Source organism: Kerstersia gyiorum (assembly GCF_048595715.1).
In the GTDB taxonomy this organism is placed as follows: domain Bacteria; phylum Pseudomonadota; class Gammaproteobacteria; order Burkholderiales; family Burkholderiaceae_B; genus Kerstersia; species Kerstersia gyiorum.
In genome coordinates this window covers 2138662-2155024 of the sequence record NZ_CP169556.1, presented here as the reverse complement: position 1 = coordinate 2155024, position 16363 = coordinate 2138662, and the positions used below count along the sequence as shown (strand labels likewise).

Annotated in this window: 14 protein-coding genes; 8 read left to right on the top strand and 6 right to left on the bottom strand. The window is 47.0% G+C overall.

All coding sequences use genetic code 11. The annotated features are described in order from the left end of the window. Positions 1–245 precede the first annotated feature (245 nt). Together ACEW7X_RS09540 and ACEW7X_RS09535 are read left to right on the top strand one after the other, a co-directional pair. Positions 246–1961: a nitrite/sulfite reductase gene (locus tag ACEW7X_RS09540; RefSeq protein ID WP_130487475.1), complete on the top strand. Its 1716-nt coding sequence runs from the start codon at positions 246–248 to the stop codon at positions 1959–1961. Beyond that, positions 1954–2544 (top strand): DUF934 domain-containing protein, encoded by a 591-nt coding sequence (locus ACEW7X_RS09535; protein WP_420177133.1) that lies wholly within the window; start codon positions 1954–1956, stop codon positions 2542–2544. The genes ACEW7X_RS09540 and ACEW7X_RS09535 overlap by 8 nt, the downstream gene beginning before the upstream one ends. Before the next feature lie 277 nt (positions 2545–2821). On the opposite strand, the gene ACEW7X_RS09530 is transcribed toward ACEW7X_RS09535, so the two are convergent. The 6 genes from ACEW7X_RS09530 to ACEW7X_RS09505 form a co-directional block, all read right to left on the bottom strand. Further along, positions 2822–3382: a GNAT family N-acetyltransferase gene (locus tag ACEW7X_RS09530; protein ID WP_420177132.1), complete on the bottom strand. Its 561-nt coding sequence runs from the start codon at positions 3380–3382 to the stop codon at positions 2822–2824. Positions 3383–3431: 49 nt separating this feature from the next. Next, entirely contained in the window at positions 3432–4082 is a 651-nt protein-coding gene (locus ACEW7X_RS09525) for a sugar transferase (RefSeq protein WP_420177131.1), read from the bottom strand. A 126-nt stretch (positions 4083–4208) separates the two neighbouring features. After that, the gene (locus ACEW7X_RS09520) at positions 4209–5111 is read right to left on the bottom strand and encodes a 1-aminocyclopropane-1-carboxylate deaminase/D-cysteine desulfhydrase (protein WP_420177130.1); all 903 of its coding nucleotides are present in this window, start codon (positions 5109–5111) and stop codon (positions 4209–4211) included. Positions 5112–5326: 215 nt separating this feature from the next. After that, positions 5327–6334 carry an ATP-grasp domain-containing protein gene (locus ACEW7X_RS09515; protein WP_420177129.1) on the bottom strand — a complete coding sequence of 336 codons (1008 nt, stop codon included), beginning with the start codon at positions 6332–6334 and terminating at the stop codon, positions 5327–5329. Positions 6335–6350: 16 nt separating this feature from the next. Further along, the gene (locus tag ACEW7X_RS09510; protein WP_420177128.1) at positions 6351–8192 is read right to left on the bottom strand and encodes a polysaccharide biosynthesis protein; all 1842 of its coding nucleotides are present in this window, start codon (positions 8190–8192) and stop codon (positions 6351–6353) included. Between the two features lie 326 nt (positions 8193–8518). Beyond that, a complete protein-coding gene (locus tag ACEW7X_RS09505; protein WP_420177127.1) occupies positions 8519–9694 on the bottom strand; it encodes a DegT/DnrJ/EryC1/StrS family aminotransferase in 1176 nt (391 codons plus the stop codon). Positions 9695–9893: 199 nt separating this feature from the next. Here ACEW7X_RS09505 and ACEW7X_RS09500 point away from each other — a divergent pair, with 199 nt between their 5' ends. From ACEW7X_RS09500 to ACEW7X_RS09475, 6 genes are all read left to right on the top strand, one after another. After that, the gene (locus ACEW7X_RS09500; RefSeq protein WP_420177126.1) at positions 9894–10244 is read left to right on the top strand and encodes a MarR family EPS-associated transcriptional regulator; all 351 of its coding nucleotides are present in this window, start codon (positions 9894–9896) and stop codon (positions 10242–10244) included. 27 nt (positions 10245–10271) lie between these two features. After that, a complete protein-coding gene (gene tviB / locus ACEW7X_RS09495; RefSeq protein WP_420177125.1) occupies positions 10272–11546 on the top strand; it encodes a Vi polysaccharide biosynthesis UDP-N-acetylglucosamine C-6 dehydrogenase TviB in 1275 nt (424 codons plus the stop codon). 70 nt (positions 11547–11616) lie between these two features. Next, positions 11617–12912, top strand: a complete 1296-nt coding sequence (locus ACEW7X_RS09490) for a lipopolysaccharide biosynthesis protein (protein ID WP_420177124.1) — start codon at positions 11617–11619, stop codon at positions 12910–12912. A 43-nt stretch (positions 12913–12955) separates the two neighbouring features. Then, positions 12956–14080: a glycosyltransferase family 4 protein gene (locus ACEW7X_RS09485; protein ID WP_420177123.1), complete on the top strand. Its 1125-nt coding sequence runs from the start codon at positions 12956–12958 to the stop codon at positions 14078–14080. A 59-nt stretch (positions 14081–14139) separates the two neighbouring features. Beyond that, complete coding sequence (locus ACEW7X_RS09480; protein ID WP_420177122.1) at positions 14140–15204, top strand: glycosyltransferase; 1065 nt, start codon at positions 14140–14142, stop codon at positions 15202–15204. 15 nt (positions 15205–15219) lie between these two features. Then, on the top strand, positions 15220–16347 hold the full coding sequence (locus ACEW7X_RS09475; RefSeq protein ID WP_420177121.1) for a glycosyltransferase family 4 protein: 1128 nt from the start codon (positions 15220–15222) through the stop codon (positions 16345–16347). Positions 16348–16363: the final 16 nt, after the last annotated feature.

Sequence of the window (16363 nt, the reverse complement as noted above, 5' to 3'; positions counted from 1 at the left end):
AAGGTGGTCTGGAGGCTGCCTTAGGCTGCTTGGGGTACCAAACGGGCGCAGCCACCTATTATTTTTTATGCTTCAAGCATCAGCTTATAGAAAAACTGTCTAAGAATGAATGGGGGGTTCTTATATCCTTGTCACTCCCCATTCCCGCCTTCATGCGGGGAAAACGGTCGCCTGGGGTCCGCAGGCTGCTGCTCCCGATGCTGCCTGCCGACAAGTGTGGCGTGCCGGCGCATCTGGATTCCTGTATGTATATTTACGATGAAATAGATCAACAACTGGTCGAGCAGCGCGTTGCTCAGTTTGCGGACCAGACCCGCCGCTTTCTCGCCAACGAGCTGACGGAAGACGAGTTCCGCGTGCTGCGCCTGCAAAACGGCCTGTACGTGCAGCGCCATGCGCCCATGCTGCGCGTGGCCATTCCCTACGGCATGCTGGCGTCACGGCAACTGCGAAAATTGGCCTTCATCGCCCGCAAATATGACCGCGGCTATGGGCACTTCAGCACACGCCAGAACATGCAGTTCAACTGGCCCAGGCTGGAAACCGTGCCGGAAATACTGGGCGAACTGGCGACGGTGCAGATGCACGCCATCCAGACCAGCGGCAACTGCATACGCAACACCACCACAGATCACTTTGCCGGTATTGCGCCGGACGAACTGGTTAACCCGCTGGTATGGTGCGAAATTATCCGCCAATGGTCCACGCTGCACCCCGAATTCGCTTTCCTGCCGCGCAAATTCAAGATCGCCGTCAGTGGCGCCGTGGTGGATCGGGCTGCCGTCGGCGTGCATGACATCGGCTTGCAAGCGGTCGAGCAGGATGGCGAAATCGGTTTTCGCGTCTGGATAGGCGGTGGCATGGGCCGCACGCCCATCGTCGGCAAGCTGGTCAAGCCATTTGTTGCCTGGTACGACCTGCTCACCTACTTGCAGGCTGCGCTGCGCGTCTATAACCTGCATGGCCGGCGTGACAACAAATACAAGGCGCGCATCAAAATCCTGGTCAAGGACCTGGGCGTCGAGGCCTACGCGGAACAGGTTGAAGAACAATGGCGGCATATCCGTGGCGGCCCAGACACCATCACCCAGGCTGAACTCGACCGCATTGCCACCCGCTTTACCTGGCCGGACTACGAAACCCTGACGACCCGGCCCGAGGTGCACGATGCGCATGCGGCGGCGCACCCGCTATTCGCGCGCTGGCTGCGCACCAACGTGCATCCGCACAAGGTGCCGGGTTACGTTGCGGTGACAGTCTCTCTCAAGGCGACAGGCATCCCGCCAGGTGACATCACCGCTGACCAGATGGATTACGTGGCCGACCTGGCGGATGAGTATGGCTTTGGTGAGTTGCGCGTATCCCATGAGCAGAACCTGATCCTGGCCGACGTGCGGCACGATCGCCTGTTCGAGCTCTGGCAGCAATTGCGGGCACAGAACCTGGCAACACCGAATATCGGCATGCTGACCAACATCATCGCCTGTCCGGGGGGGGATTTCTGCGCATTGGCCAATGCGGTATCCATCCCCGTCGCCGAGGCCATACAACAACGTTTCGAGAATCTCGATTACCTATACGACATCGGGGAACTGGACTTGAACATCTCCGGCTGCATCAACTCCTGCGGTCACCATCACGTGGGGCATATCGGCATCCTGGGCGTAGATAAGGCCGGGGAAGAGTGGTATCAAGTCACGCTGGGCGGCCGCCAGAGTGGCGCCGGCGGCACGCCCGAAGGCGGTGCTGCCATAGGGAAAATCATAGGCCCGTCATTTGCGCGCGAACATGTGCCCATCGTCGTGGAGCGACTGGTGGAAACCTATCTCTCCACCCGAGACAGTGACGCCGAGCGCTTCATTGACGTGGTCGAGCGCCTGGGCATCGCGCCCTTCAAAGACCACGTCTACGACGACCCCGTCCTGAACCCCAAGAAAGCCGCAGGAGCTGCACATGCCTGATACCCTGACAGTAAATCCGGCCGCGGCAGAGCAAGCGCAGTCCGCTGCCGCGGAGCAAAGCGAGGCACCACAGCCGCACCTGATCCGCCATGGCCAATTGGTAGCCAACGACGCCAGACTGCACGAAGCAGAAGAAGGCGGGCCGGCACTTCCGGCCGATGAACCTGGCTGGCTGGTACGCCTGCCCGTCTGGCTAAGCGCACAGGCAGCGGTGCAGTCACGCCAGCACCCCCTGGGAATCTGGATTTCGCCTGATGATGACATCGCCAGCCTGCCCGGTGCGGGCCAAGGCCGGATAGAACCGCAGGGCATCCGGCTGCTGGCGATAGACTTCCCCCAATACACCGACGGCCGCGGCTACTCGTTTGCGCAAATTTTGCGGACGCAATACGGATGGCAAGGGGAATTGCGTGCGGTAGGGGATGTCATGATAGACACCATCCACTACCAGGCACGCTGCGGCTTTGATAGCTTTCTGGTCAAGGCTGGCCATGACCCGCAACTGGCGCTGAAGGCTTTTCAGGCGTTCACGGTGCGCTATCAGCGGTCTTATCCGGCTGCGGAGAAAGTGACGGAACACTGATCCAAGTAGCGTCCGGCAGCGGGCAGATCAAGTAGATTGATTCTGTCCTTCTGAGAAGGCTCATCCTAGTGGTGAGCCTTTTTTCTATCAGGGTAGAGTAGCGATAGTGAAATTATCACTCTATGTGACTCAAGTTAATATAAATTCTATTTTTTGAGAACGAAAACATTGGATTTTGGTTGTATGAAATTAAGGTCTATTTGGCCAGCTGGATTTGGTATTGAAGGTGACGCAGCGTTGATGCTAACGATTGGCACAAATAGAGAAATGTGGAAAGCTAAACTTCATCGTAAGTAGAGTTTGTTTCCCATTCGGACCGAAGTATTGCAACGACAGATCGGCCTTTTATTTTCCCATGTGAATAGATATCCTCCTTGAGGAAGCCTTCTATAGACCAACCTATTTTTTTGACTGAATTGTTTGCTTTAATATTGTGATCAAGTTGATAGCCATATACTCTGTTCAGACCTAGTTCGATAAAACCGTAATTTGTAAGTAACTTATAAGCTTCTCGACCATAACCTCCGGACCAGAAGTCTCTTCCAATGAATATATATAACTCAGCCTTTCTTGTTACTCGGTCTAAATTTATGTAGCCAGCAAAGCCAATAATGTTGCCGTCAGTATCCTCAATTGCAAAATCTACTCGATTTGGTGCTAATACATTTTTAGAAAACCATGCTTCTGTTTTAGCTAGTGATGTTGGATAGTCAAAATTAAGGGTTTCTTGAACTGCAGGGTCGTTAATATACTCAACCCTTTTTATTAAATGTCTTTTTTCTAATGGGATGAGTTGGATACGGGAACCTTGGAGGATTTGCCGTTGAGTGTAGGACATGTGTCTAATCCTTGTTTGTAGAGGGTGGTGTTTCTAATTTCTAATGGGGTTATTTGAGAAATTTTTCTTTGTCTGATATATCTGAACTACCGCGTTTTGCCAAAGCTCGTCTTTCTTCACTAAGTTTTTTATATGCTGAAGAAGGTACAACAACAACACCTTCACGTTTGTATACTTGATATATGGTCTTGAAAATTATTTTCATGTCTAACCATAGTGTATGGGTATTAACATATTCTATGTCATAGGCCAGTCTATCGTTCCAGGTTGTCGCATTGCGACCATTTGTTTGTGCTAAACCTGTTATGCCCGGACGAACTTGATGTCTAAGGCTTTCTTCGGGAGTGTAATATTCCAAATATTCTAATAATAAGGGCCTAGGACCAACAATGCTCATGTCTCCTTTGAGTACATTCCAAAGTTCTGGTAATTCATCTAGGCTTGTTGAGCGTAAGAAACGGCCGAATGATGTTATTCTTTCTGCATCAGGTAAGGGGGCTCCTGTACTGTCGTACGCATCGCGCATTGTACGGAACTTTATCATTTTGAATGGCTGGTTGTTTAAGCCTGGGCGAATTTGCTGAAACAGGACAGGTGACCCAAGTCGGCGCTTAATTTGCCATCCAATAATTATGAAAACAGGAGATAATAATATTATGGCTGTGGCGGAAGCGAATATATCGAAAATGCGTTTTATCATCGGGTTGCCCTTGGTATGGAACGGCTCACCAAAATCGTAGAGAACTAATTTTCAATGGATTTTATGAAGGCGATGAGGTTCAATAGGATGAGTGTTAGTATATAAGACCTGTTGATTGATATTTCTTTATATGGCGTTGGAACTTAATAAATTCATCAGGCCGCCAGTATGCAAGAAAAGAATTTTTTTTGATTGGAATGTTGGTGAGCTTTTTATCATGGATATCATTCCAAAAAAAGCTTTGGCAGTGTATGTAGGATCTAGGATGATACCGGTTTGGCGTGCAAGGTCTTTTATTAGTTGAATTAGTTCTGGCGAATGTTTTTCATATCCGCCGAATGTCCAGGAATCATCAAAAAATACTTCGCGTTCATTTGAATTTTGAATTTTTAAATGCGAACGAGCTTCAATATATGATTCGTGAATGATTTTCTTTCCGCGGTCTGCTTTGCGAGCTACAGAAATGCCTATAACTTTTGTGTTCCATTGCTGACGATCTAGTCCTGCCATTAAGCCGGCTTGTGTTGTGCCTGTTCCACTGGCTAGAAATATATAATCTGGTTCTTCCGGAATTTCTTCAACAGCGTCAGCATATGCAAGTGCTCCATCTAGACAATGCCCCCCTCCAGGGATAATGATCGGATTTTTATTTGACTCTATAAGTCTAGCTTTTACTTCTTCGATTTTTTGTGCTATTTGATCGGCTGTAACTATATGAATATGCGCGCCAGCTAACTTTGCGATTAGAAGGTTGCCTTCTATATCTATTTGATTTTTTTCTTGATTATCTGTATGTAATACGAGGTGGCACTCGTATTGGTTTTGTGCTGCCATTAATGCGCATGCTCGTGCATGATTGGACTGCAGTCCGCCATTTGTTATGATCGTCGGCTGAGGTTGAGATGTAATGTTATCCATTATTCTCTTGGTTTTTCTTCCTTTATTTCCCCCTCCGCTTATAGGGTATAAGTCATCTCTCTTTATATAAAGCTGAATGCCGTGATAATTTATTTTCTCGATAGGAGTCATTGTTTTGAATGTGCGTGGCAATGCCATCCGCACCTAAAAATTTTTTGTAGTGAGAGATTGTCTTAATGAATTTGTCGGCCTGACGGGTGCTATGAGGCTACATTTTCAAGCGTGATGTGAATGACTTGGATTGCCCGATTGATTGCGATGTAGGCTCTAATGACTAATTGGTTGTGTGAAATGTGAAAATCGAGGTTATTGAGTGTTGTGATAAGCTATTGGCTTTTAAATTTAACGATGGTGTCGCATTTTGCGTAAGTGTGATCTGTCGAATAAGTATATTTTTTCGCCTTGTCGGCGGCACTTCCAGCTGTGAGCAAAAGCCTTATATGGTTTGCACCAGCGTAGTGGGTAAATGGATAGCCCCCACCAAATCTCGGGTTGAGCTCAAGAAAATATAGTTTTCCTTCTTTCTCTAAGACATCGCAGTCTAGATTGCCTATATGCTTAATGGTTTGTGCGATTTTTTTTACGGGCTCATCAAACCTGGCGTCATGGGTAGGAGTAGATTTGTCGGTCTCCCCTGAACGCATCGCTAATTTTCTTTTGCTGCAATACCCAATATACTCAGAATCTAGGCTATTAAGTATATCAATACCATATTCTTGACCTTCGATGTATTCTTGAATTATTACTGTCTCGTGATTGCTGAAGTTGCTGAGTATGCTATGTCTTATTGCATCAGTGCATGTTTTGTATGCAGTATCTAGTTCTGCTGCCGTATCCACTTTTATTAATGATATGGATGCGCTTCCCCAGCGAGGTTTAACCATCAGCGGGAAATGTATTATGCCTTTCGTTAATGCTTCTTTTGTTTCTTTTGGGCTAATGTAGGTTTTCGGGGAGAGTATTCCGCATTGTTCGAAAAACTTATAGGTTTGATATTTGTCTGCCGCAATTTTGATAGCGCTGCTGTCAGATACTACAGCGATGGCTCCAGACTCCTGGTGTATTTTCTTTTTGTTGGCTGCCAGAATGGCTAGCTCTAAATCATTTACAGAGAATATATAGTCTACTTGTTCGGTTTGGCAAATGGAAATTAATTGCTTAATATAGTCTGGGTGGTTAACGGCATGGCAAATGATAGGTTTATCGCAAGCGGCTAAGGCTGGCGCATATGGAGATATGTCCGTACCAATTATTGTCCCTTTGCTACCCACAAATTCTTTAAAAAACTCAACTAGATAATGTCGCCGACCGGCGCAAGTAATGAGAATGTTCATTTGATTTATTCGATTTTTACAAACAACTAGGCGTATATTCTGGGATCCAGTGCTTTAATGTGGCTCTTACTTCTTCGTCGCTCATGGGTGTGCGATGCTGGCGCCATTCCATGAGAAAAGTATGCAGTTCATCCGGTGTTTGCCGGGCGCGGGCAATCCGGAGCTTGGGATGGGTGGTCTCTAAGGTTTCTTCGGTATCTGCCAGCAATTCTTCGTAGAGCTTTTCGCCGGGACGCAGGCCGGTGAACTCGATGCTGATCTGCTCTTCCGTCAGTCCAGCCAAACGGATCATGTTTCGCGCCATATCGGTGATTTTCACCGGTTCGCCCATATCCAGCACGAAGACTTCGCCGCCTTTACCCATGGCCGATGCCTGCAGCACCAATTGTGCCGCTTCCGGGATAGACATGAAATAGCGCGTGATTTCGGGATGGGTGACGGTAATGGGGCCGCCGGACTCGATCTGTTGTTTGAATTTCGGGATAACGCTGCCTGTGCTGCCCAGCACGTTGCCGAAACGAACCATCTGAAAGATGGTCTGGTTATCCGGACTAGTCTGCAAACCCAGGCAGGCCATTTCGGCCATGCGCTTGGTAGCGCCCATGACGTTGGTGGGATTGACAGCCTTGTCGGTAGAAATCAATACAAAACGCTTCACCCCATGGGCTTGCGCGATGCGTGCGACATTCAGGGTACCAAAAACGTTGTTCCGGACGGCTTGCCAGGCGTTGCGCTGCTCCATCAGTGGAACGTGCTTGTAGGCCGCGGCGTGGAATACCACTTCAGGCTTGTACTCGGTGAAAATCTGGTCGATACGGATTTCGTCCTTGATATCGGCAGCCAGAGGCACAACTTCAATTTCGGAGCGGTGGGTACGGAACCATTGTTCGATGGTATAGAGGGCGAACTCGCTCGATTCCACCAGCAGAATCCGTGCGGGATGGAAGCGGGCCAGTTGGCGGCACAGTTCGCTACCAATAGAACCGCCCGCACCGGTAACCAGAATACGCCGGCCGGCCAGTAGCGTGCTGACATTCTCATCGTCGATCTTGACGGCTTCGCGGCCCAGCAAATCCTCTACCTTTACCGGGCGCATGCTGTTGATGGCGACGCGTCCGCTCATCAATTCCGACAAGCTGGGAATAGTAAATACTGTTGCATGGGCAGAGGTAGCGATCTGCGTGATACGTTGGAATGCCTCACGGTTGGCTGTTGGAATGGCGATGATCACATGACGAGCGTCATAGTGTTCCAGAATTTCTGGCAAATCTTCCGCTGCACCCTCAACCTTATAGCCGTGCAGCTCTTTGCCGTGCATTGCTGGGTTGTCATCCACTAATGCAACCACATGCCAGTCGCTGCTGCGCTGCAGCTCCTTGACCATCAGCGCGCCAGCTGCGCCAGCTCCTACGATAACCACAGGTTTGCCTGATCCACCTACTTTGCGTTCCATGCTGGCTTCTCGATACATGCGCCAGGCGACACGACCGCCGCCCATGATCAGCAGGAGCAGAATCGGGTACAGGAAAATGACAGAACGCGGCACGACATGTTGTTCGGCCGTGGAGAACGCTGTCGTCAGCAGTAACAGTACTGCCGGAACGAGGACAGCCTTAATGACCCGCTTCAGATCCGGCAGGCTGGCGAACATCCAGATGCCGCGGTAGAGCCCGGCGTAACGGCAGATGAGGAGCTGAATGACCAGAAGTGCCGCCAAACCGACAAGAATTTGTGTGTTCTGGTCGCTGGGCCATTCAAAGTTGAAGCGCAGCAGGTAGGCACCCAGCCAGGCCAGGACAACTGCAATAAGGTCGAAAGCGACGGCGCTAAGGGCGCGCAAGCGTACAGGGGATATCATGCCGCGAGAAAAAAAGGACTAAGGTAAGCCATCAAAAACGATAGGAAAAATCGCATTAATCGTATTAAACCCGGGGATTGTCGCATACGGTCCAATATGTTACGCATTATTGCTATTCTTGGTGAATATTAGACGATCGCCAGAGTGTGCAAACACCGGCTTTATGAAGTTTTGATGACGGCGGATGGGGGACAGACAGAGGGGCAGCAGCGACTTGCCAGCAAGTTTGCCAGATGAAAAACTGTGTTACATCACCAGGACGGGGGATGCGGAATTCCGCACATTAGGCAAAATTCCGCACCATGTGCCCAAAAACGAAACCGCCGTCAAGCGCTCGCTTGTTGAACGACCGACGTGATCACCTCATTGGTGCGCGCAATGTTCGCATCCGTCAGGGTAGGGTGGACCAGGAACATCAGGCTGGTTTCGCCCAGCGCCTTGGCCACGGGCAGGCTTGTTTGCGGGCGCCAGGGGGTGCCATCAAACGCTTTTTCCAGGTAAACCTCGGAGCAAGAGCCCGAGTAGGCAGGAACGCCTGCTGCATTGATTTCATGCAGGATGCGATCTCGGTTCCAGTCAGCTTTCAGTGCTTGGGGTTCAACAAAGACATAAGTCTTGTAGGCGGCGTGCACGATATGTTGAGGCACTTCCGGAACGCGCAGTGCCGGCAAGCGTCTTGCATTGTCCCAAATGCGGCTTGCATATTCCAGGCGGATGCGGTGCCATTCGGGCATGCGCTTGAGTTGAATGCGGCCAATGACAGCCTGCATTTCCATCATGCGCCAGTTGGTGCCAAAACTTTCGTGCAGCCAGCGGAAGCCGGGAGGGTGCTGGCGGTTGTAGACGGCATCCCAGGACTTACCGTGGTCCTTGTAGGACCACATCTTCTTCCAAAGCGCCTCATCATTGGTGGTGACCATGCCGCCTTCGCCGCCGGTGGTCATGATCTTGTCCTGGCAGAACGACCAGGCGCCGACATGCCCGATGGAGCCGACCTGCTTGCCACGGTACAACGCGCCGTGCGCCTGGGCACAATCCTCGATGACATACAGGCCATGTTGCTCGGCCAAGGCCATGAGGCCATCCATTTCACATGGCCAGCCCGCCAGGTGCACTGCCACAATGGCTTTGGTGCGCGGCGAGAGCACGGCGGAAATGGTTTCCGGGGAAATGTTTTGGCTGTCCCTGTCCACATCGGCGAAGACGGGCGTGGCACCGGTGTTCACGATGGACGACACCGAAGCCAGGAAGGTGCGGGAGGTGACGATGACCTCATCACCGGCACCGATGCCCAGGGCAATGAGGGCGACATCCAGCGCTACCGTGCCGTTTGTCAGCGCCACGGCATGTTTGGTGCCGGCCCAGGCGGCGAATTCTTGCTCAAATTCGCGGGTTTCCTGTCCTGTCCAGTAGTTAACGCGATTGGAGAGCAATACTTGCTTGACCGCATCTGCTTCTTCTTCAGTAAAGCTGGGCCAAGGAGGGAAGGGAGTGTTCAGCATGAATGCAAGTCAAAAAAATTAAACAATTCAGGAATAAGCCGCGCCCATCCTGTTTCCGGCCGAATTATAGGACGAGACTCACCTAAATGCGAAAAAAAATAGAAATTTTATGCACTGAATATTCGCTGAAGCGGTATCATACGCACCGTTCAAAGACTGAACGCACCTGAGACATCACAGCGCCGTTATGCATAAAGATATGAGCAATGAATATCACCTCAAGGTAATGCAGCTGATTTCCAAAGACCCTGATATCAGCCAGCGTGAGCTTGCTGCACGCCTGGGCGTTAGCCTGGGGAAGGTCAATTACTGCATGAAAGCCTTGGTGGGCAAGGGTTTGGTGAAAATTCAGAATTTCCGGAACAGCCAGAACAAGGTGGGCTACGCGTACCTGTTGACGCCGGAAGGCGTGGCCAGCAAAGCGAGACTGACCGTTCAGTATCTGAAGATACGTGTAAAAGAATACGATGCCTTGAAAGAAGAAATCGCGGAGTTGCAGCGGGATCTGGATGCAAATGAACCTGTAATATTTTGTCGCGAAGATGTTTAACTTTTGTATCAAACTGATAAATTAATTATGAATCTTGACGAAATTAAATTGGCAGTTGTTGGCTTGGGCTATGTGGGGCTGCCGCTGGCAGTCGAGTTTGGTAAAAAACGCCCCGTCATTGGTTTTGATATTAATAAAAAACGGATTGCTGAGTTGCAGCAGGGCACGGACAGCACGTTGGAGGTCAGCAACGAAGAGCTGGCTGAAGCGCATCAGCTGAGCTATACGGCCGACGTCAACGCCTTGCGCGAGGCCAACGTCTACATCGTGACGGTGCCGACGCCGATCGACGATTACAAGCGCCCGGACCTGACGCCGCTGATCAAGGCGAGCGAAACGATAGGCGGGGTGCTCAAGCGCGGCGATATCGTGATCTACGAATCGACGGTCTATCCTGGCGCGACGGAAGAAGACTGCGTGCCGGTGCTGGAGCGAGTGTCGGGCCTGAAGTTCGGCACGGACTTCCATGCCGGTTACAGCCCCGAGCGCATCAACCCAGGCGACAAGCAGCACCGTGTCAGCACCATCAAGAAAGTGACCTCCGGCTCGAACCCGGAAGTGGCGGAGCTGGTGGACCAGCTGTATGGCTCCATCATTGTGGCGGGCACGCACAAGGCGCCCAGCATCCGCGTGGCGGAAGCGGCCAAGGTGATCGAAAACACGCAGCGCGACGTGAACATCGCGCTGATCAACGAACTGGCGCTGATCTTCAACCGCATGGGTATTGATACCGAAGCGGTGCTGCAGGCTGCCGGCACGAAGTGGAACTTCCTGCCTTTCCGTCCGGGCCTGGTGGGCGGCCACTGCATTGGTGTGGACCCTTACTACCTGACGCACAAGGCGCAGGCCATCGGTTATCACCCGGAAATCATCCTGGCGGGCCGCCGCCTGAATGACGACATGGGCCGCTATGTGGTGTCGCAGCTGGTCAAGGCGATGATGAAGAAGCGCATCCAGGTGCAGGGCGCCCGGGTGCTGATTATGGGCCTGACCTTCAAGGAAAACTGCCCGGACCTGCGCAACACGCGCGTGGTGGACATCGTCAAGGAACTCAAGGACTACAACGTCGAAGTGGACGTGTACGATCCCTGGGTGGATCCGGCCGAAGCGCAGCATGAATACGGCATAAAAACTATTACAGAACCGGTTGATAGTAGCTACGATGGCATAGTCTTGGCGGTAGCACATGCACAATTTGGCACTTTGGGGGCTCAAAATATTAGGCGCTGGGGTAAATCTGATCATATTTTTTATGATTTAAAATATTTATTGCCCGCATCTGATGCCGATTTGCGTTTGTAAATTAAAAAACAATCGAGGTAATCATGGATGGTTTGTTAAATTTCCTCAAAATGATTTTTAACTTTTAATAATGATTTCCTTGATTAAAACAATAAATATGAAAAGTGGAATACTGCGAAGTATCTTAATTGTTGCATCAGGAACTGCTGGCGCTCAATTGCTGACATTTGTTTTCATTCCTTTTGTTGCGAGGATATTTGGTCCAGAAGCCTACGGTCAATTGGGAAGTTTCTCTGCTGTTTTGGCAATTTTAAGTCCTATAGCGGCTCTATGTCTTCCTATCGCTATAGTACTACCCGAAAGTGATGGGGAAGCCTATTCTATACTAAGGACTTCATTGTTCTGCGGAGCGCTATTTTCTGCAGGAATTTTGATAATACTTATATTTTTTTCTTCTTTTATCTCCAGCGCACTGGGGTTAGAAGTTATTTCTGAATATTTGTTGTTTATACCCTTGGCTATGTTTTTGTCCGTCATTATGGCGGTTGCCATGCAATGGATAATTCGAAAGAAGAAATTTGAAATTAAGGCCAAAGTTGATATTTACCAATCATTATTGGTAAATATTTCTAAGCTAGGAGGGGGGCTGATATACGGCAGTGGATCGGTGCTAATAGCAATTGTATCCTTGGCTGGAGCAACATATGGTGTGTCAGCGTTTCATCGTCTATCAAAATCTGGGGATTTTGAAATTAAAGCGTTCTCGCCACAGAGAGACGATTATATAGGTATCTTTAAAAAATATTCTGATTTTTGGAAGTATAGAGCGCCACAAGCGTTATTAAATGGGGCAAGCCAAGGTGTTCCTGTGATAATTCTTGCCAAATATTTTGGCAGTACGGTTGCTGGGTTTTATGCAATAGCGAGGTTGGCACTAGGTATGCCATCAATGCTAATTGGATCTTCAGTGTCTGATGTTTTTTACCCAAATTTTATAGAAAAAATTAGGTCCGGAGGAAATGGAAGAGCAATTTTATTACAAACATCTAAATATTTATTGCTTCTCTCTATTATCCCTTATGGGTTAATAATAGCTTTTGGTCCATGGTTGTTTACCTTGGTGTTTGGCGCTGAGTGGGGGCAAGCAGGAGAATATGCAAGGTGGATGGCTTTATGGCTTACATCTTTTCTGATTGCCAGACCTGCTGTCGCTGCAATCCCTGTCTTGCGTTTACAACGATTTTTTCTTTTGTTTGAGATAGTTTCTTTTCTCGCAAAAATATCTGTTATGTATGTTTTCATTGTTTTGAAGCACGATGCATTAATTTCAATTGCTGCATTTAGTGTTGTAAGTGTAGCGACATACTTTTTTCTGATAATGGTAGTGCTTAAAAAGTCTAATGTTGGTTCGGAATTTAGTTATTAATTTTCAGAAAATTTAATAACTAAAATTTTGATAAAGGTAAAGAATGACTGTTTGCTTTGTTCTCAGTATTTTTTTGGTTCCAGGAGACCGTGGCGCAACAGGCGGGAATATATCGAATTATTGTTTGGTTTCCGAATTGGCTAAAAATCATCAAATTATATTGATAACTCCAAATTTAACTCCTTTGGCTCAACAGCATCTCACGAATTTAGGGGTTAAGTTTTATCAAAATAATTTGCGGTATAAAAATTCATTTGATTCTTTTCGTGCTCGATCTTGGTTGAAAAGAAAATTGAAAGATCAACTAGCTGCTGATTCCACTGATGAAGTCTATTTGATTGGTAGCGCGGGTACCAATGACATAGTATATAAACAATGGAAAGGTAATCAGCGTAATCAGCGTTTAGGTTTGATCGTTAGAGCATTTGAGGATTTCTCCGGGAATCGCATGTCTGCTCCGATATTACGATATTGCATGAAGCGATTTTTTTTATTTATAACAGGGATAGAAAGAAATATTCGAAGAGCACATAGAAGTGCTGATTTGATTGTTACTAATAGCGAATACATGAGAGCAGAAATTTCTGCGGAAATGGCTGTCCAAAATTCTCGCATCAAGGTTATATATCCCCCCTTAGATATAGAGTTTCAGCCATATAGGAAGAGAAGTACAAAATTCAATAGGATTGGATTTATCAATCCAAGTGCATTGAAAGGTGAATCTATAATGCTTGCACTAGCGAGCGATCACCCTGAATTGATGTTTCGCTATTTTTCACGATCTGATAAAAAATATAATCAGAAAAATATTGAATATGGTGGTTGGGTATCTAATAGAAATGAGTTGTTCGAAAGTATAGACTTGCTAATTATGCCATCACGTCAAGAAGCATTTGGACGTTCTGCTGTTGAAGCCGTGGCTTCGGGGATTCCTGTCTTAGTATCAAAAAATGGGGGGCTCCCTGAAACTGTTGATGAGCGATTTATTGTAATGTCGGACGATCCAGATGATTGGTTTAATTCAATAATTGAGTTTCAAGACAATCCGGCGAAGGTAGAAGAAATATGGCATTCTTCCATCGAAAAAATTCAGCAGTATACCTTCAAAAGGCACAATGAGAGTGTGAGTCAGTTGTTAAAGAATGATGGTCGTTTTATCAATGGGTAACGACATTAATTAGGATTTAATTATATTTTTTCCAAAAGAATTGTGTGGGGTGTTTTGTTATGAAAATTCTTTTTGTTATTACAGGTTTGGGAGGAGGGGGGGCTGAGCGGCAGTTAGTTGATGTTGCAGATAAACTTTCCGAAAAAGGAAATGATGTTATTATTGCGCATCTTCTTAATAATGTAAAAATCCGTCCACAAAAAGAAAATATTAGATTGGTTTATCTTGGGTTGAAAGTTAAAAATCCTTTCTCATTAATTTTAGCTGCCTATAATTTACGAAAACTAATAAAAAAAGAACGAGTTGAGGTTGTTCATAGTCATATGGTTCATGCAAATCTTTTATCCCGATTTGTTAGGCTATTTGTGAAAATTCCTCTTTTGGTTTGTACTGCACATAGTAATAATGAGGGAGGGGTAGTACGGATGCTGTTGTATCGTTGGTCTCACGGATTATGTGATGTCATGACTAGTGTTAGCCAAGATACGGCAATCGAATTTGAAAAACGAGGCGCTGTACCCATAGGCGGTATAACGGCAATATGTAATGGGATAGATGTAAATAAATTCGTTCCGAATAAAGAGAAAAATAAAAAGTGCCGACACAAATTTCTTGCTGTTGGCCGGTTAGTAGAGGCAAAAGATTATCCTAATTTATTATTGGCATTCTCTGATTTATCTAGACAAGTACCATCAGTATCTTTAGATATTGTGGGGGATGGCCCTTTGAGAGAGATGTTAGAGTCGAAAATTATTGAATTAAACATGGAGCATAATGTTCGACTGTTAGGATGGCGCGAAGATATTGATAAGTTGATGAGAATATATGATTTTTTTGTTATTTCATCAAGCTATGAGGGTTTTGGCCTAGTCGTTGCTGAAGCCATGGCGTCTGGCATGCCTGTTATTTCAACAGATAGCGGTGGGGTACGAGAAATTATAGGGAACTTTGGATATATAGTCCCAATCTCAAACTTTTCTGCATTATCTGAAATGCTTAGAAAGGCAATAGATTTGACTGACGATCAATATGAGACACTGGCATTAGGCGGTCGGCAGCGTATAGTTGAAAATTATAGTATTGATTCAACTGTGAATCAGTGGTTGAAGCTATATAAAAGTTAGAGTAAAGGTTATTAGATGAGAATTGCTTTCATTGGAACGGTTCCGTCGAGTCTGTATGGATTTCGAGGCGACTTAATTAAGTTATTGGTTAGCGGTGGACATACGGTTTTTGCCTTGTCATCTTCGTATGACGAACAATCAAAAAAAAAGGTAATTGCTCTAGGTGCTATACCAGTTGATTACGCTATAAATCGAGGGGGAAGCAATCCATTTTCAGACTTTTTTGCGATGTTGCGCTTGGCGAAGCAACTTAGAAAAATGAAATTGGATGTTTGTTTTAGTTATTTTGTGAAGCCTGTAATTTTTGGCACTTTAGCAGCAAAATTAGCTCAAGTGCCTCGCAAAATAGCAATGTTGGAAGGTTTGGGATATGCATTTACAGAGGTGCAGAAAGATGTGGGATCTAAGAGAAAGTTTCTGAAGTTTGTTCAGATAATTTTATATAAATTTTCCCTTCCAATCGCCGACCATGTTATTTTCCTTAATCCGGACGACAGGAATGAGTTGATTAAGGATTGTAAGATAAACTTGAAAAGAAGCAGTATTCTAGGCGGTATCGGTCTGGATTTGGCTTCGTATTTCTATTCCGGTCCGAAGTTTGATCCGTTTAGATTTATATTTGTAGGAAGGTTGCTCAGGGAAAAAGGTATAAATGAATTTGTTTCTGCGGCAAGAATAGTGAAAGAAAAATATCCAGACACAGAATTTGTTGTGCTTGGTAGGTTTGATGCTAGTAATCCAGGTGGATTAAGCGAAATTCAAATGAATGAACTGATGTCTGCAGGAGTCATTAGTTATCCTGGGCATGTTTCTGATATGACTCAGCGACTTCAATCGTCGACGGTATTTGTTTTGCCCTCCTATCGGGAAGGGGTGCCTCGTAGCACGCAAGAAGCAATGGCAGTCGGGCTTCCTGTTATTACCACTGATGTTCCGGGGTGCAGAGAAACGGTTATTGATGGGGTTACTGGATTCTTGGTTAAACCATGGTCAGTAGAAGAGCTTGTGGAAAAAATGGAATATTTTCTACATTATCCTCAGGAAGCAAGAAATATGGGCATAAAAGGATATGAAATGGCTAAAGAAAAATTCGATGTGAATAAAACTAATGAGAAGCTGTTGAAGGTGATTTTTGGTTCTTGAGAGATGCGAAGGTCTA